Below are 17,226 nucleotides of genomic sequence, written 5' to 3'. Positions count from 1 at the left end.
CCATGAGTCAAGCGCGCGAGCGGCAATGCATATTTATGCATCTAATATAGAGCAGTGATTATCGAAAAGCAACTAATTAGATGCCATATGGCTATTTCTGTGGCATAAGCGTTTTCAGCTGCCGCCACTGCCGAAATGGACGTGCTGGACCGCGAACTTGATCAATTCGGCCTGCCCTTCGATGCCCAGCTTGCGCTTGATGTTCAGGCGGTGCGTCTCGACCGTGCGCACCGACAGGTCGAGTTCGCGCGCGATCTGCTTGTTCGACTCGCCGTTGGCGATGTGCTGCAGCACTTCTTGTTCGCGCGTGGTGAGCTGGCTGTCCTGGGCCAGCGCGTTGTCCCTGGACTGGCCTGCCGGACGCGCCAACTGGCGCGCCAGGGCCGCGCTGTAGTAAATGCCGCCCGCCATCACGGTGTCGATCGCCAGCACGATGTCCTTGCCGGGCGCGTCCTTCAGCACGTAGCCGCGGGCGCCGGCCTGCATCGCCTGGGTCACGTATTCGAGCTTGTCGTGCATCGACAACATCAGCACCGCGATGCCGGGATGGTGCGCGCTGAGGCGGGCGGTGGCGTCGATGCCGCTGCCGTCGCGCATGGTGATGTCCATCAGCACCAGGTCGATGCCGCCCACGTCGGCCAGGCCCAGGGCTTCGCTGCCGGAATCGGCCTCGGCCACCACCCGGAAGTGCGGCACCGCCTCCAGGCGCGCGCGCAGGCCGTCGCGCACCAGCGGGTGGTCGTCGACCAGCATGATGTGTACCAGCGCATGGGCCGGGTCGGTCATTGTATTCATCAGGTTCTCCATCGGTTTCTGCTCACTGCGCCAGTTCGACGCTGGCACACAGCGTCGTGCCCGCCGCCGTCGACGAGATGCCGAGCGTGCCGCCGACCGCATCCAGCCGCTCGGCCATGTTGCGCAAGCCGATGCCGCGCTGCGGGTGGGTTTCCACGCCTTGGGCATCGAAGCCGGCGCCGTCGTCGGCGACCGTGAGCCGCACCAGGTCGGGCTCGTACCACGCCGAGGCGCGGCTGCGCGTGCGCTCCAGCCGCAGTTCGATGCGGTGGGCGCCGGCGTGGCGTTCGATGTTGGTCAGGGCCTCCTGGGCAATGCGGAACAGGACGGTCGACACCGGCGTCGGCAGGCCGTCCAGCGCGCCGTCGGCGCTGAATGCGACCGGCATCCCGCTGTGTTCCTCGAACTCCTCGGCCAGGTGGCCCAGTGCCGCCGCCAGCCCGAGGTCGTCGAGCAGCGCCGGACGCAGCCCGTGCGAGATGCGACGCACCTCGCCCAGCACCTTGTTCAATTCCTCGGCGGTGCGCTCGAAGCTGGCATGCGCCTTCTGCTGCTGCTCGGCGTTGCCCTTCATGCGGATGATGCCTGCCTCGATCTGCAGCTTGATCGACACCAGCCACTGGCTGATGCCGTCGTGCAGGTCGCGCGACAGGCGTGCGCGCTCCTGTTCCTGGCCGTCGACCACGCGCTGGGCCAGCGCCCTCAGCTTGGCGTCGGCCACGCGCGATTCGCTGGCGTTCAGCGCCAGCCCGGCCGCGCCGACCGCCAGCGCCGACAGGATCGCCACGCCGGCGATCCACCACAGCGTGGTCTCGATATTGCGCGACTGGCGCGCGTCGACCTTGTCGAGCGCGGCCTGCACGTCGTCCAGGTACAGGCCGCTGCCCACGATCCAGCCCCAGTGCGCGATCGGCACCACGTAGCCGAGCTTGGGTACCGATTTCCCGGTGGTCGGCTTGACCCAGTTGTAGCGCACCAGGCCGCCACCCTGGCGTGCCACCTTCACCAGGTTCTGGATCGTCGGCGTGCCGTACTGGTCGCGCAGGTTCCACAGGTCGCGCCCGACCAGTTCCGGCTGGCGCGGATGCATCAGGTTGCGGCCCTGCATGTCGTAGACGAAGAAATAGCCGTCGTCGCCGAAGCCGAGCGACTGCAGCGTGCGCTTGGCCTGTTCCAGCGTGGCCGGGTCGCTGCGCCCGGACGCGCTCAGGTGCGCGATCGCGTGCGACGCCAGTTCCACGTAGTGCCTGAGCTCGGCCTGGCGGCTGTCCATGTAGGCCTGCTGGATGGCGGCGCGCTGGTCGTGCGCGAGCGTGACCGCCTGCTGGCGCACGAACAGGGCGATCGCGCACAGGGCCACGATCAGCGGTGCGATCGCCAGGAAAATCACCTTCTGTCTCAACTTCATGCCGTGCGCGCTATTCCTGCTGTTTTCGTCGTAACATGAAATTGTACGACCGATCAGGCAGGCGCGCCCGGCGGCTTTCGGGCGCGCGGCTCCCCGGTGCTACGTAATGCTACGTAGGGGACTCAGTAATCATGCGCTTGCCGGTCGGGGGTCGGTGCAAGATACTGACCGGATGCTGCAAAAAATGTAAGCGGACCTCGCATGTCCGTACAGCCGATTAATCGTCGGTCAACGCAGAAAAGTCTACGGAGGAGTCACAATGAAAAGTCTCAAGAGCCAGCTCGGTTGGGCTGCGCTTTCGCTCGCGGGCGCCGGGTCGCTCGCTTTCGTCGCGCTGAACCGCGGCGAGTCCATCAACGCGGTCTGGATCGTGGTGGCCGCGGTCTGCGTCTACCTGATCGCCTACCGCTTCTACAGCCTGTACATCGCCGACAAGGTGTTCGGCCTCGATGCGCGGCGCCAGACCCCCGCCTACAAATATAACGACGGCCTGGACTACGTGCCGACCAACCGCTACGTGCTGTTCGGCCACCACTTCGCGGCCATCGCCGGGGCGGGACCGCTCGTGGGACCGGTCCTCGCTGCGCAGATGGGCTACCTGCCGGGCATGCTGTGGATCCTGGCCGGCGTCGTGTTCGCCGGCGCGGTGCAGGACTTCATCGTGCTGTTCATGTCGATGCGCCGCGACGGCCGCTCGCTGGGCGACCTGATCAAGTCCGAGATGGGCGAAATTCCCGGCGTGATCGCGCTGTTCGGCACCTTCATGATCATGGTGATCATCCTGGCCGTGCTGGCGCTGATCGTCGTGAAGGCGCTCACCGGTTCGCCGTGGGGTTCGTTCACCGTGATGGCCACCATCCCGATCGCGCTGTTCATGGGCGTGTACTCGCGCTACATCCGCGTCGGCCGCATTGGTGAAGTGTCGCTGATCGGTTTCGTGCTGCTGATGCTTGCCATTATCAGCGGCCAGTGGGTGCACGATTCGCCGACCTGGGGTCCGATGTTCACTTTCACCGGCACCCAGCTGACCTGGATGCTGATCGGCTACGGCTTCGTCGCTTCCGTGATTCCGGTGTGGCTGCTGCTGGCGCCGCGCGACTACCTGTCGACCTTCCTGAAGATCGGCACCATCGCGGCGCTGGCGCTGGGCATCGTGTTCGTCGCGCCGCACCTGCAGATGCCGTCCGTGACCAAGTTCATCGACGGTACCGGCCCGGCCTGGGCCGGCTCGCTGTTCCCCTTCCTGTTCATCACCATCGCCTGCGGCGCCGTGTCCGGCTTCCACGCGCTGATCTCGTCGGGCACCACCCCGAAGATGATCGAGAACGAACGGCACGCCCGCTTCATCGGCTACGGCGGCATGCTGATGGAGTCCTTCGTCGCCATCATGGCGCTGGTGGCCGCCTCGACCATCGATCCGGGCGTCTACTTCGCGATGAACAGCCCTGCCGCCCTGCTCGGCACCACCGCCCAAAGCGCGGCCACGGCGGTCTCCAACATGGGCTTCGTGATCACGCCTGAAACACTCACCCAGATGGCCAAGGACGTCGGCGAGAACACCATCATCTCGCGCGCCGGCGGCGCGCCGACCCTGGCCGTGGGCATGGCGCACATCCTGTCGAACGTGGTCGGCGGCAAGGCCATGATGGCCTTCTGGTACCACTTCGCGATCCTGTTCGAGGCACTGTTCATTCTGACCGCGGTGGACGCGGGCACCCGCGCCGGCCGCTTCATGCTGCAGGACCTGCTGGGCGCCTTCGCCCCGTCGTTCAAGCGCACCGACTCGCTGCCGGCCAACCTGATCGCCACCGGCCTGTGCGTCGCGGCCTGGGGCTACTTCCTGTACCAGGGCGTGGTCGATCCGCTGGGCGGCATCAATACCCTTTGGCCGCTGTTCGGCATCGCCAACCAGATGCTGGCCGGTATCGCGCTGACCCTGGGCACCGTCGTGCTGTTCAAGATGAAGCGCGGCAAGTACGCCTGGGTCACGATCGTCCCGACCATCTGGCTGCTGATCTGCACCCTGACCGCCGGCTGGCAGAAGATCTTCCACGAGAACGTGAAGATCGGCTTCGTCTCGCACGCCCGGAAGTTCCAGGCCGCGCTCGACGGTGGCCAGGTGCTGGCCCCGGCCAAGTCGCCCGAGCAGATGAGCCGCATCATCTTCAACGACTACCTCGACGCCACCCTGTGCGCCTTCTTCATGCTGGTCGTGCTGGCGGTGGTGTTCTACGGCCTGCGCACGATCGCAGCGGCGCGCAGGGATAACAAGCCGAGCGTCAAGGAAACGCCGTACGTGCCGGCGCCGGCAGCGGCATCGGTGGCCGAGGTGCAGTGATGTTCAGCACGCTCGCACAGGCCGGCCGCTACCTCGGGCAAAGCATGCGCCTGATGGTCGGCCTGCCGGAATACGACACCTACGTGGCGCACATGGAAAAGACCCACCCGGGCGAACCCATGATGAGCTACGAGGAATTCTTCCGCGAGCGGCAGGAGGCGCGATACGGCAGTGCCCGCAGCGGCGGCTGCTGCTAGTCGCGCGACACAAAGCCTCCAGGGCGGCGTTGCATCGTCTCGCCGTACTAGCGTACTGTCTTCGACGATGCGCCTTGCCCTGGGGGCTTTGTGAGACGCTCCAATCTAGAACGAAAGGGACGCCGCGGCGTCCCTTTCCTTTTGCTTTTGCGATAACGCAAAAGCAGCGCCATAGCCCTCACCTATAGTCATTTCTTGCGGGAACTTGCCCTCTCGCATGGTGAGCCCGTGCCCGACGGACTCGTATTGCAGCCGAACAGCGCAGCCGAAGTCGATCCGTGCGAGCCATGCCGAAATTCGAGCGTTCCAGCCTCAACCAGAAGTTGACGAACATGTGCCTGCTGGCTGCGGCCAGTGCGCTGCTGGTCGCTTATCTCGCCTTTGCCGTGACCTCGGTGCTGGCGCACCGCCGGGCCGAAACGATGCAGCTGTCGGCGCTGGCCGGCGTGGTCGCCGCCAACAGCGTCGATGCGCTGTCCTTCAACGACCGCCGCCTGGCCGGCCAGGTGCTGGCGGGGCTGCAGGTGCAGGGCAACGTCGGCGCGGCGGTGCTGTACGACCGCAAGGGCCAGGTGTTCGCATCATGGCGCGCGCCGCAGCGCAAGGGCGCGTCGGCCTCGGTATTCAACTACCTGGCCAAGGAGCCGCCCGCGCTGGACGGCCTCGACCCGGCCGCACTGGAACAGGCGAATGCGGATGGCAGCCTGCCCTGGCTGCGCGCGATGCGCACCTACCGCGCGGTCGGCGGCGCCTCCGGCGCGCCCGATGCGGCGCCGGCCGGCGTCGTGATGATCGAAGCCGACCAGCTGCCGATGTGGCTCGACCTGCTGCGCGCGCTCGGCGTGATGGCGGTGGCGATGGGCGCCGCCCTGCTCACCGCGCTGATGCAGGCGCGGCGGGTGCGGCGCGGCATCGCCGACCCGATCGGCAAACTGATCAACACCGCGCAGAAGGTCGCGGCCAGCCAGAACTACACGCTGCGGATCGCCCACGCCCGCACCGACGAACTGGGCACGCTGATCGACAGCTTCAACACCATGCTGGCCCAGGTCGAGGGCCGCGGCGCCGCGCTGACCCACCACCGCGACGAGCTGGAACGGCAGGTCTCGGTGCGCACCGAGCAGCTGGAACGGGCCAAGAACGCGGCCGAGGCGGCCAGCCGCGCCAAGAGCGCCTTCCTGGCCACCATGAGCCATGAAATCCGTACCCCGATGAACGGCGTGCTGGGCATGACGGAAATGCTGCTCGGGACCGAACTGACCGAGACCCAGCGCAACTACACGCGCCTGGTGAAGCAGTCTGGCGAGCACCTGCTGGTGATCATCAACGACATCCTCGACTTTTCCAAGATCGAGGCCGGCAAGCTGACCGTCGAATACATCAATTTCAACCTGTGGGACCTGCTCGACGACATCCATACCGTCTATACCCCGCAGGCCGAAGCCAAGCGCATCAGCCTGCACTTCGAGATCGCCAACGACATCCCGGTGGCGATCTGCGGCGATCCGAACCGGCTGCGCCAGATCATGGCCAACCTGCTCGGCAACGCGATCAAGTTCACCAACGACGGGCGCATCCTGGCCAAGGTCCGCGTCGCCAGCGAAGACAGCCAGGCCGTGATGCTGCGCTTCGAAGTGCACGACACCGGCATCGGCATTTCGCACGAGGCGCGCGGGCGCATCTTCGAAGCCTTTTCGCAGGCCGACGATTCGACCACCCGCAAGTACGGCGGCACCGGGCTGGGCCTGGCGATCTCGAAACAGCTGGTGGAACTGATGGGCGGCGCGATCGGCGTCGAGAATGCGCTGATACAAGGCCTGGAAAGCCGCGGCTCGGTGTTCTGGTTCACGGTCGCCTTCGACAAGCGCCGCGTCGATCCGGATGCGCCTGGCGACCACCAGCACACCATCGACGGCTTGCGCGTGCTGGTGGTCGACGAACGCGAGACCAGCCGCGTCGGTCTGCAGGCCCACCTGGCGGCCTGGCGTGTCGAATGCGATGGCGCCGCCGGCAGCGACGACGCCTTGGCGCGCCTGCACGAGGCGGCGCGGCTGGGGCGCCCCTACGATGCCGCGGTGCTCGACATGGAGCTGGAACACAGCAGCGGCCTGCTGCTGGCGGCAGGCATCAAGGCCGACCCGGCTACCCGGGCCACTCGCCTGATCCTGCTGTCGCCCGAGAAGCTGGCCGCCGATCCAGTGCAGCGGCGCGAGGCCGGCGTGGCCTACCAGCTGATCAAGCCGGCGCGCGCGGCCGACCTGTTCGCCTGCCTGGCGACCCGCCCGCGCGGCCAGGTGGCGCCGGCGCTGCGCTTCACGCCACCGCAGCCGCTAGGGCGCGACGGCAACAACGGCAACGGCGGCGCCGGCGCGCGGCGTGCCCGCCATGTACTGCTGGCCGAGGACAACCCGGTCAACATCGAAGTCGCGAAGGCGATGCTGGAAAGCCTGGACCTGCGCGTCGATTGCGTCGGCAACGGCGCCGAGGCGGTGCATGCGCTGCAGGCGATGCGCGCCCGCGGCGGCGAAGGCACAGGCGCGGGCGAATACGATGCGGTCCTGATGGATTGCCAGATGCCGGTGATGGACGGCTTTGCCGCCACCGCCGCGATCCGGCGCGAAGAACGCGAGGCCGGACGCGGACGGGTGCTGCCGATCATCGCCATCACCGCCAACGCGCTGCAGGGCGACCGCGAAGCCTGCCTCGCCGCCGGCATGGACGATTACCTGTCCAAGCCCTTCACCCAGCAGGAGCTGGCCGCGGTGATCGGACGCTGGATCGCGCTGCCGCTGGCAGCCACGGTCCACCATGGCGACGCGCCGCCGCGCCTGCCTTCGGCGTCGGTCGAAGTGATCCAGCGCGACGTGGTCAACCGCGCCGCGCTCGACAAGATCCGCATGCTGTCGCGCGAGCGCGGCGACGCCCTGGTGCAGAAGGTGATCGCGGCCTACGTCGACGACACCCCACAGCAACTGAGCACGCTGCGCCACGCCATCGACGGCTTCGATACCGGCAACGTGCGCCGCATCGCGCACACGCTGAAGTCGGCCAGCGCCAACGTCGGCGCCGAGGCCCTGGCCGCGCTGTGCAAGGCGATGGAACAACTGGGCCGCACCGACACTACCGAAGGCGCCGGCGCCATCCTCACCGACATGGAGCACGAGTTCCAGGCCGTCCGCAACTCCCTCACCGCGATGCTTGAGAAGGAAACCTGACATGCCAGCCCATAATGCCACCAAGCGCGCCAGCAAGCCCGCGGTCGTGCTGGTCGCCGACGACGACCCGGTGATGCGCCTGCTGATGGTCGAGATGCTCGACAGCGTGGGACTCGACGCCATCGAAGCCGAAGACGGCGCCCAGGCGGTCCAGCTGGCGCGCGAGCGCTCGCCCGACCTAATCCTGATGGACGTCGAAATGCCGCACATGGACGGCTTCGCGGCCTGCCGCGCGATCCGCGACGCGGCCAACGGCGTCAGCGTGCCGATCGTGATGGTCACCGGCGGCGACGACCTGGAGGCGGTCACCAACGCCTACGAAGCCGGCGCCACCGACTTCGTGTCGAAGCCGATCAACTGGCCGATCCTGGGACACCGCGTGTTGTACGTGCTGCGCGCCAGCGACGCCATCGTGCGCCTGCGCATCGCCGACGCCCAGAACCGCGCGGTGCTGGCGGCGATCCCCGACACTTTCTTCCGCATGTCGCGCGAGGGCATCTACCTCGACTATGAGCCGGGCCGCGACCACCCCGGCCGTGCCAGCCGCGGACAGCAGGCGCATGCATATCTGAATGCTTATCCGGTCGACGACTGCGTCGGCAAGCATGTCGCCGAGGTGCTGCCGCCCGAGATCGCCGAGCGCATGCTGGAACAGGTCGAGCTCGCGCTGCGGGTGCAGCAGGTGCGTTCGGTCGAGTATGAACTGATCCGCTTCGGCGAAGCCCAGCACTTCGAGGCGCGCCTGGTGGCGACCGGCTCCTCGGAAGTCCTGGGCCTGGTGCGCGACATCAGCGAGCGCAAGCGCGCCGAAGAACAGATCCGGCGCCTGGCCTATTGCGACAGCCTGACCGGTATCCCGAACCGCCAGGCCTTCCTCGAAATGCTGGAACGCGAACTGCAGCGCTCCAAGATCGGCAACAAGAAGTTCGCCGTGCTGTTCATGGACCTGGACGCCTTCAAGCGCATCAACGACACGCTCGGCCACAACGTCGGCGACCAGTTGCTGCAGCAGGTGTCCGAGCGCCTGCGCGAGACCATCCGCCCGAGCGACCTGCTGTCGCGCGCCGAACTGGTCACGCGTGCGGCGCCGCTCAACAGCACCGGCAGCACCGAGGGCACGAATCTGGCGCGCCTGGGCGGTGACGAATTCACGATCCTGATCCCGGACCTGGAACGCGTCGAGCATGCGCTGAACGTGGCCCACCGCGTGAAAGATGCGATGCGGCGGCCTTTCCTCATCGAAGGCAACGAGATCTTCGTCACCGCCAGCATCGGCATCTCGCTGTTCCCGGAAGACGGCGACGATTGCACCTCGCTGCTGAAGTTCGCCGACACCGCGATGTACCACGCCAAGAACTGCGGCAAGAACAACGCCAAGCTGTACTCGTCGTCGCTGACGATGCAGATCATGAGCCACGTGAAGCTGGAAGTCGGCCTGCGCCGCGCGCTGCAGAACGACGAGCTGTACCTGCTGTACCAGCCGCAGCTCGACGTGCGCTCGAACGAGATCGTCGGCGTCGAGGCACTGGTGCGCTGGCGCCACGCCGAGCGCGGCATCGTCTCGCCCACCGAGTTCATTCCGCTGGCCGAAGAGACCGGCCTGATCGTGCCGATCGGCGAGTGGGTGCTGCGCACCGCCTGCATCCAGGCGCGCCACTGGCAGAAGCTGGCGCGCCGTCCGGTGCGCATGGCGGTGAACCTGTCGGCCAAGCAGTTCAAGGACGAGAACCTGAGCCAGATCGTGCTCTCGGCCCTGCAGGACACCGGCCTCGATCCACGCCTGCTGGAACTCGAACTGACCGAGGGCACGCTGATGGACGACGCCAAGGCCACCCTGTCCACGCTCGAGCAACTGCGCGGCATCGGCGTCCACCTGTCGATCGACGACTTCGGCATCGGCTACTCGTCGATGAACTATCTAAAACGTTTCGACGTGCGCGCGCTGAAGATCGACCGCAGCTTCATCAGCGGCCTGCCGCAGGATTCCGAGAACGCGGCGATCACGCGCGCCATCATCGCGATGGCGCACGGCCTGAAGATGGTGGTGGTGGCGGAAGGGGTCGAGACCGGGGAGCAGCTCGGCATGCTGGAAGAGTATGGCTGCGACCTGGTGCAGGGGTTCTATCTGGGGCGGCCGGCGCCGGCGGAGACGGTGAGCGGGATGCTGCAGACGTTGTGGGTGCCTTTGGGGGCGAAGTAGCCGGTTCGGCACACAATGAATGAACGCGCACTAATACAACGTCGTCCCTGCGGAGGCAGGGGCGACGGCAACTACCGCGAAAACGTCAAGGTATACACCGTTTTCCCCGGCAACAAAGGCTTCGCCTTCCCCTGCACCCAGTCCTCGTGCCCCTTCAGGAAGAACGGCGACAGCGGATGCCCGCTCTGCCCCCCGGGCATGTCGAACAAGCCCTCTTCCTCCCTGCCCGGCGACACCGTCAGCCGCTCCGATTGCCCGAAGCGCGGCCCGGCCACGCGCGGCATGTTGGCGTCGCCCGGCAGCGCGTCAGGCGGCGCGCCCAGCCAGCGCGCCAGGAAAGGCAGCGCCATCGTGAACGGATGCGCGATCGCGGCCGTGTTCTTGCGGCCCCAGGTCGCCTGCGCCAGCGGCACGCCGCCGCTCGTCACCTCCATGATCGTGCGGTCGACGGCGGCCAGCTCCACGGCGTGCCAGCTGGCGTAGCCGTCCGGTAGCCAGGCCGCCGGCCGCTCGTCGAGCAGGCGCGCCACCACGTCGGACCAGCGCGTGGTCGCCGCCAGCATGGTCGCCTTGGGGTCGAGCGTCTTCATCTCGGCATTGACGCCGGCGAACAGCAGGTCGTGCAGCGACCAGCGGAACTGCTGCGCCAGGCGGTAGCCGACCGATCCGACACTGGCGCGGCCATCCCAGCTGGTCTGCAGCAGGCGCCTGAATGCGAGGCGCTGTGGATGGCCAGCCACGGCCGCGTCGTCGAGGGCGGCCAGCGCGCGCCGGCGCCACTCGGCCACGTACAGCGCGCGGTCGTCGAGGACGGCGCCGAATGCCGCCGCGACGTCGGTCCTGGGTCCCAGTTGCGCCAGGTGGTCGCGCAACTGGCGCGTGCGCGCGCCGAGATCAAAACCGGCGTCGCCCAGCACCGCAGCCGCGGGTCCGTCCAGCTGGCGGCTGTTGGCGGTCACCAGCTGGCCGCCGGGCGGATTCACCACGCGCGGATGCTCGCCAGGAGCCAGGAAACCGTCCCAGGTCGGCACCGCGCCCTCGGCCGCCAGCGGGAACGAGACGACCGTGCCGCCCTGCGCACGGCGCGGCAGCGCCCCGGCGACGGTCCAGCCGATGTTGCCGCGCGCATCGCCGATGACGATGTTCTGGGCCGGGATGCCGTCCGCCGCCGCCGCATCCAGCGCCTCGTCCAGCGTGGCCGCGCGCTCCAGCCGCAGGTGGTTCAGGTTCAGCGCGTCGGGCGAATGCGCCACCCAGTGCACCGCATACAGTGCGCCGCCGGCCTCGCGGATCGGCCCCAGGCTGGTCTCGCGCACCACCAGGCGCTCGGCGGCCTGGCCCTTGACCAGGATGGTCTCCACGTGCTCGGCCGGCGCCTCCCAGCCGGAAGGCGTACGCACCTGGCCGGCGTGCGCAGGGTCTTTTTGAAGCCGCACCAGGTCGAGCGTGTCGGCATAGCTGTTGGTGAAGGCCCAGGCGACCCGGCCATTGCTGCCGACGATGACCAGCGGCGGCGCGCCCGGCAGGCTGACCCCGACCAGGCGCCGCGGCACGCCGCCTTCGTCCGGGAAGCGCAGCGCCAGCCGGTACCAGATGTTGGGCAGTTGCAGGCCGAGATGCATGTCGTCCGACACGATCGCCGCCCCGCTCGCGGTGCGCGACCCGGCCAGTGCGTAATTGTTGCTGCCGACCGCGTCGGTGAAGCCGATGCCGGCCACCTGGCGCGCCGGCACCGCATCCTTGCGGCCCCACCAGGCCGGCGCCGTCGCCGGGATCGGGACCGTTGCCAGCGCCAGTGCCGGCGCGTCGAGCGGCGCATCCCAGCGGCTGCCTTCTGGCAGAAGGAAGGCGCGCTGGGCCGGATCGAGATGCTGCGCCAGCCAGCCGCGCGCCAGTTCGCGCGAAGGCTGGTTGCCCTGCAAATCGAGGTACATCGCCCACACCACCAGCAGCGAATCGGCCGCCGTCCACGGCCGCGGCGCGGCGCCATTCAACAGGTATTCAAAGGGCCGCGCGCCGAGGGTGTCCAGCCCGGCGTTGACGCCGGCCACGTAGCGTTCGACGAAGCCGCGTTCAGCCGGCGTCATGCGCTGCAATGCGGCGGCGGCGCGGGCACGGAAGCGGTGCAGCCGGTGCGCGCGGTCGAGCGGCAACGCGCGCGGCCCGAACAGTTCGGCCAGTTCGCCGGCAGCGCTGCGGCGCAGCAGGTCCATCTGGAAGAAGCGCTCCTGGCCATGGACGAAACCGGTGGCATATGCCAGGTCGAGGCGATTGGCGCCGCTGATCAGGGGCACGCCATCGCCATCGCGCGCCACCGTGACCGGCGCCGACAGCAGCGGCGCATGGTGCGTGCCCTCGAGCTGCGGTAGGCTGGCGCGCAGGATCAGCCAGGCGCCGAGCAAGGCCAGTACCAGCAGAGCCAGCAACAGTAACAAAAGGCGCCGGCTCCAGCGCGCCCATCCGCGTCCGCGTCCCAGGTGTGGCATCGGCCCCTCCCCAATCGGAAAAACCGGCATTTTCCCAGAAAATTGCCAGAAAAACCATATTAGCGCAGCCGATATGCCGTGTCGGTAAATTCCCGCGTAACGTCGAGGCCGGCGCCGACTTGCGAACCTGCCTCCACTGGCATACGCTGAACACATGAAAACACACCAGCATGTGTGTTCCGATTCCTGTCCAGGGAGGTTTCTATGCGTCCATTAATACGATACTTGAGTCCGCTACTGGTAGCGCTGCCCGCCCTGGTACTCACCGGCTGCGCGACGCCGCAGGAACGCGCCGCACAAAAGCAGGCCGAGGCCGAACAGATGATGGCCGTCTATGGACCGGCATGTTCACGGCTTGGTTATGCTGCTGGGTCCGATCCCTGGCGCAACTGCATCGTCAACCTCAGCACAAAGGACGAAGTGCAGCGTTATGGACCGTATGGTCCTGGCGGGTACTATCCGGGCCGCTGGCGGGGTGGCTTCTGGGGTGGCTGGTAAGGCCTGCATCGGCAGCCTCCGCTGCACCTGATATGCCATCAAGGCGGTGTGCGCAGTCCAGCTTGGTCACCGCCTCGCGTGACGCCAGCAGGCGCTCCAGTACCTGCTGGATGTGCCGCACCAGCTCCGGGTAGCGCGCATCCGGCGGATGCAGGCTAAAGCGCACAAGGGGTTTGTGCGCCAGCATGGCCGCGGTGGCATCGGCCACGCGCGGCGACAAGATGCGGCCGCTGCGGTTGCGCGCCGCATACACCACCGACGGCGACAGCACGGCCTTGCCGCTTTCCAGACAATGGAAATGGCTGAAGGTGGTCGTGTAGACCAGGCCGGAGGCGCGTAGTGCGCGCCATGATCCCTCCCCCAGCAGCCAGGCCGGCGGCACGAAGCCCTGCGGGGTCCAGCCGCGCTCGGCAAACCAGGCCATGCCGAGTTCGAGACGGCGCCGCGCCTCGGCTTCGTCGAGCGCCGCAAATTCCCCTTCGCGCTGCGTGTACACATTGCGCAGGAAACGTGCGCGCAAACCGCCGCCATTTGCTTCGGTGTCGAGATGGCTGTAGCCGTGCAGGCACAGCTCGTCGCCGCGCGCCAGGCTGGCATCGAGGCAGGCTTCCATCTGCGCCGACCGCTCGGGCCGGAAGTGGTAGTGCGGCACCACTAGCCAGGTCAGCGGAATGTCGGCGACCGCGCGGATCGCCTCCACCAGGCGCAGGCAGTCGGGCCAGGTGGCCGGCGCGACATCGTGGATCGATACGCACAGCAGGGATGGCTGCTGTGCCTGCGCCGACGTCGGCGTCGGCAAGGGTTCAATCCGTGACACAGACGCGCCCTCCGGAAAATGCCGCCAAACGGTGACCGGCCAGCAACAAGTCATAGCGTCCCAGCACCTGCGGCAGGATCGCATTCCAGTCGTAATGCCCGGCCGCCTTGCGCCGCGCCGCCTGGCCCATGGCGGCCATGTCGCCTTCGTAGATCGCTTCGATGGCGCTGGCCAGGCTGTCCGCGCTGTTGGGCTGCGCCAGGATGCCGGTCTCGGCGTCGACCAACTCGGCCACGCCGCCGCCGTTGACGGCCACCACCGGCAGCCCGCAAGCCATCGCTTCGAGGATGATCAGGCCGAAGGTCTCGGCGTCGCCCGGATGCACCAGCAGGTCGGCACTGGCCAGCAGGCGCGCCAGCGCGCGCTGGTCGCGCTTGAACGGGATGTGGGTGATCCATGACGCGGGCGCGACCGCTTCGGGCAGCGCGTCGCCGCCACCGACCAGCAGCAGGTGGTAGGGGGCGCCCAGCTTGCCGACCGCCTCGACCAGCACATCGAGCTTTTTTTCCGGCGTGAAGCGGCCGGCATAGACCAGCAGGCGGCAGTCCGGATCGAGGCCCAGTTGCGCGCGCAGCGTGGTGTCGCGCCGCTCGGGGTGAAAGATGGCGCTGTCGATGCCGAGCGGCTGCTGCACCGCGCCATGCACGCCGATCGATTCCAGCTGCTGCACCATCACGCGGCTGGGCGCCAGCACCAGGTCGAACTGGCGGTAGAGGTTGGCGAGATAGCGGCAAGTGCCGCGCGCGATCCAGCGCCCCAGGCGCGGCTGCACCAGGCTGGGCAGGTCGGAGTGATAGAAGGCCACGGCCGGGATGTCGTACTCCTTGCGCATGCGCAGTGCGGCCCAGGCGCAATGGCCGGCATCGCCGGCTTCGACCAGGTCCGGCCGCGCCGACGCCAGCAGGCGCGCCGGTGCCGACACCGACAGCGGCATGCGGTAGCCATGGAAGCCGGGCAAGCCGGCCGCGGGAATGCGGATCAGAGCAGCGTCGCCATCGTCGCAGGTGTCGACGTTGGGACTCATGATGGTGTGCCGCAGGACGGTGCTCTGGGTACGGCGGCGGCGCGCCAGCCAGTGTGCCTTGGCGTTCAGGTAGGTGCTGACGCCCCCGCCCTCCGCCGCGTAGAACATGGTGATGTCGACAAGATGCATGCTGGGTTCCGGTCACGATAAAACCCACGATAGCAGTGGAACTGGTCCACAGTTTGCGCACTATCAACCGGAACAGCCACTTCAACAGGACCGCATCAACATGCTCGAAGCGGTCTCATGTGGGTGACCCATTATGCACTGCGCCTATCGAGCATGGCGCGCGCGATGGTGCCGGCGTCCACGTACTCGAGTTCGCCGCCAACCGGTACGCCGCGCGCCAGGCGGCTGACCTTCAGCCCTCGCGCCTTGAGCATCTCGCTGATATAGTGGGCGGTCGCTTCGCCCTCGTTAGTGAAATTGGTGGCGAGCACCACTTCCTTGACCTCGCCATCGGTGGCGCGGCCCACCAGTTTTTCGAGGTGCAAGTCCTTGGGACCGATGCCGTCCAGCGGCGACAGCCGGCCCATCAGGATGAAATACAGGCCCTTGAAGGTCAGGGTCTGCTCGATCATGATCTGGTCGGCCGGCGTCTCGACCACGCACAGCAGCGCGCGGTCGCGGTTCTCGTCCGCACACAGTTCGCATACCTCGGTTTCCGAGAAGGTATTGCACATCGCGCAGTGGTGGACCGCCTCCACCGCCTGGTACAGCGCGCGCGACAGCATGGCCGCGCCTTCGCGGTCATGCTGCAGCAGGTGGAAAGCCATGCGCTGCGCCGACTTCGGTCCGACGCCCGGCAGGCGGCGCAGGGCCTCGGTCAGGAAGTCGAGCGATTTGGACACAGGCGCTCCGGACTCAGAACGGCATCTTGAAGCCGGGCGGGATCGGCAGGCCGGCGGTCAGGCCGCTCATCTTTTCCTGGGTGGTCGCCTCGGCCTTGCGGATGGCGTCGTTGAACGCGGCCGTGACCAGGTCTTCCAGCATGTCGCGGTCGTCGCCCAGCAGCGACGGGTCGATGGTGACGCGCTTGACGTCGTTCTTGCAGGTCATGACGACCTTGACCAGGCCTGCGCCCGACTGACCCTCGACTTCGATGAGGGCCAGCTCCTCTTGCGCCTTCTTCATGTTGTCCTGCATGGACTGGACCTGCTTCATCATGCCTGCGAGCTGGTTCTTCATCATGGTGTGTTCTCCAAAAAACGGATGGTTGAAAAGTTTGTGCGGCCAGGCCGCTCAGGTCGCGATCGGACGCACCGAACCCGGCACCACGAAGGCGTCGAAGGTGCGTGCCATGTCCTGCACGAACGGGTCGGCTTCGACCGCGGCTTCGGCTTCCTGCTGCAGCCGTTCGCGCCTTGCCTTGGCTTCGGCGCTGGCGGTGTACCAGACCGGGCCGATCTCGGTATCGAGGTTCACGCGCACCGCCGGGAAACATTCCTGCAGGGCCGCGCACAGTTTCTCGCTGTTGCCGCTGGCGCGCAGGGTATCGACCGGCACGCGCAGGCGGAAGGTAGCGGACCCGGCTTCCGCCACGCATTCGATCAGTTCGGTCTGCAGCGCCAGCTGCTGCGACACGCCGCGCAGCTGCAGGCCGGCAGCCAGCGCCGGCCAGTTGCCGTCCCAGCCGATCGCCGGCACCGGCGTGACCACGTAGGCGTGCGGCGCCCTGGCCGGGGCCGCGTTGCGCACCGGCGGGCTGACGGCGGCGGGCGCCTCGGCCGGCGCGGCAGCGGCCACGGCGCTGTCGTCGGAAAATTCGGTGACCCAGGACGGCACGTCGTCGTCGGCCACGGCCTGTTCGCCGGCGCGCGCATACGCCTGGGCATTACCCGGGGCCTGTGCCTGCGGCTGGCCCTGGTAGTGGCCCTGAGACTGGCCGGGGTGCTGGCTTTGCGGCTGCGGCGCTCGGCCCATGGCCTGCGGCTGCATCGGGCGGTTCTCGACAGCGCGGCTGTCCGGCTGCGGACGGGCGCCGGCGCCCGGGGTGCTGTCCCAGGGCGCCGCAGCGGCCGGCGCAGCGGGACGGACCGGTGCCGCGGGGGCCGGCGGCGCTGCGGGCGGCGCGGACGGCTGCGCTGCGGCGGCGGCCGCATCCGGCGGACCCGCCGGCGTACGCTTGGGCTGGCCCGGCGACCGCGCGGCGGCGCGCGCCGCTTCCAGCGCGGCATTGATGGCGGCGCGGGCCGAGGTCATGGCCGGGGCCGCGCTTGCCGGAGCCGGCGTGGGCACCGGCTGGGCG

Annotated in this window: 11 protein-coding genes and 1 pseudogene; 4 read left to right on the top strand and 8 right to left on the bottom strand. The window is 67.9% G+C overall.

Annotation, left to right across the window (positions count from 1 at the left end):
* Positions 1-114 precede the first annotated feature (114 nt).
* Positions 115-786: a response regulator gene (locus tag U1H99_RS26775; RefSeq protein ID WP_323144812.1), complete on the bottom strand. Its 672-nt coding sequence runs from the start codon at positions 784-786 to the stop codon at positions 115-117.
* Between the two features lie 31 nt (positions 787-817).
* Positions 818-2,203, bottom strand: coding sequence for a cache domain-containing protein (locus U1H99_RS26770; RefSeq protein ID WP_323144688.1), 1,386 nt, complete (start codon positions 2,201-2,203; stop codon positions 818-820).
* 259 nt (positions 2,204-2,462) lie between these two features.
* Here U1H99_RS26770 and U1H99_RS26765 point away from each other — a divergent pair, with 259 nt between their 5' ends.
* The 4 genes from U1H99_RS26765 (at position 2,463) to U1H99_RS26750 (ending at position 10,153) form a co-directional block, all read left to right on the top strand.
* Positions 2,463-4,541: a carbon starvation CstA family protein gene (locus tag U1H99_RS26765; RefSeq protein ID WP_323144687.1), complete on the top strand. Its 2,079-nt coding sequence runs from the start codon at positions 2,463-2,465 to the stop codon at positions 4,539-4,541.
* Positions 4,541-4,738 (top strand): YbdD/YjiX family protein, encoded by a 198-nt coding sequence (locus U1H99_RS26760; RefSeq protein ID WP_141828777.1) that lies wholly within the window; start codon positions 4,541-4,543, stop codon positions 4,736-4,738. Before U1H99_RS26765 ends, U1H99_RS26760 begins: the two co-directional genes overlap by 1 nt.
* Positions 4,739-5,025: 287 nt before the next feature.
* Positions 5,026-7,953: a response regulator gene (locus tag U1H99_RS26755; RefSeq protein ID WP_323144686.1), complete on the top strand. Its 2,928-nt coding sequence runs from the start codon at positions 5,026-5,028 to the stop codon at positions 7,951-7,953.
* 1 nt (position 7,954) lies between these two features.
* Positions 7,955-10,153: a putative bifunctional diguanylate cyclase/phosphodiesterase gene (locus tag U1H99_RS26750; protein ID WP_323144685.1), complete on the top strand. Its 2,199-nt coding sequence runs from the start codon at positions 7,955-7,957 to the stop codon at positions 10,151-10,153.
* Between the two features lie 71 nt (positions 10,154-10,224).
* Here U1H99_RS26750 and U1H99_RS26745 read toward each other — a convergent pair whose 3' ends face one another.
* The 6 genes and pseudogenes from U1H99_RS26745 to U1H99_RS26720 form a co-directional block, all read right to left on the bottom strand.
* Complete coding sequence (locus U1H99_RS26745) at positions 10,225-12,639, bottom strand: penicillin acylase family protein (RefSeq protein WP_323144684.1); 2,415 nt, start codon at positions 12,637-12,639, stop codon at positions 10,225-10,227.
* A gap of 403 nt (positions 12,640-13,042) precedes the next feature.
* Positions 13,043-13,936, bottom strand: a complete 894-nt coding sequence (locus U1H99_RS26740; protein ID WP_323144683.1) for a DUF2334 domain-containing protein — start codon at positions 13,934-13,936, stop codon at positions 13,043-13,045.
* A 4-nt stretch (positions 13,937-13,940) separates the two neighbouring features.
* On the bottom strand, positions 13,941-15,107 hold the full coding sequence (locus U1H99_RS26735) for a glycosyltransferase (RefSeq protein ID WP_323144682.1): 1,167 nt from the start codon (positions 15,105-15,107) through the stop codon (positions 13,941-13,943).
* Between the two features lie 131 nt (positions 15,108-15,238).
* Positions 15,239-15,829, bottom strand: a complete 591-nt coding sequence (gene recR / locus U1H99_RS26730; protein ID WP_323144681.1) for a recombination mediator RecR — start codon at positions 15,827-15,829, stop codon at positions 15,239-15,241.
* 13 nt (positions 15,830-15,842) lie between these two features.
* Entirely contained in the window at positions 15,843-16,169 is a 327-nt protein-coding gene (locus tag U1H99_RS26725) for a YbaB/EbfC family nucleoid-associated protein (protein ID WP_323144680.1), read from the bottom strand.
* Positions 16,170-16,220: 51 nt separating this feature from the next.
* Positions 16,221-17,226: pseudogene (locus U1H99_RS26720) on the bottom strand (DNA polymerase III subunit gamma/tau); the annotation flags it as partial.

The organism is Massilia phyllosphaerae, assembly GCF_034659755.1.
Taxonomy (GTDB): Bacteria; Pseudomonadota; Gammaproteobacteria; order Burkholderiales; family Burkholderiaceae_D; genus Telluria; species Telluria phyllosphaerae.
The sequence above is the reverse complement of the archived record's forward strand: the minus strand, read 5'-3'. Positions and strand labels throughout refer to the sequence as shown.

Coding starts and splice junctions, on each gene's coding strand:
- U1H99_RS26760 (WP_141828777.1), top strand. CDS start 4,541: ATGTTCAGCACGCTCGCACAGGCCGGCCGCTACCTCGGGCAAAGCATG.
- U1H99_RS26775 (WP_323144812.1), bottom strand. CDS start 786: ATGACCGACCCGGCCCATGCGCTGGTACACATCATGCTGGTCGACGAC.
- U1H99_RS26770 (WP_323144688.1), bottom strand. CDS start 2,203: ATGAAGTTGAGACAGAAGGTGATTTTCCTGGCGATCGCACCGCTGATC.
- U1H99_RS26755 (WP_323144686.1), top strand. CDS start 5,026: ATGCCGAAATTCGAGCGTTCCAGCCTCAACCAGAAGTTGACGAACATG.
- U1H99_RS26725 (WP_323144680.1), bottom strand. CDS start 16,169: ATGATGAAGAACCAGCTCGCAGGCATGATGAAGCAGGTCCAGTCCATG.
- U1H99_RS26735 (WP_323144682.1), bottom strand. CDS start 15,107: ATGCATCTTGTCGACATCACCATGTTCTACGCGGCGGAGGGCGGGGGC.
- U1H99_RS26765 (WP_323144687.1), top strand. CDS start 2,463: ATGAAAAGTCTCAAGAGCCAGCTCGGTTGGGCTGCGCTTTCGCTCGCG.
- U1H99_RS26750 (WP_323144685.1), top strand. CDS start 7,955: ATGCCAGCCCATAATGCCACCAAGCGCGCCAGCAAGCCCGCGGTCGTG.
- U1H99_RS26745 (WP_323144684.1), bottom strand. CDS start 12,639: ATGCCACACCTGGGACGCGGACGCGGATGGGCGCGCTGGAGCCGGCGC.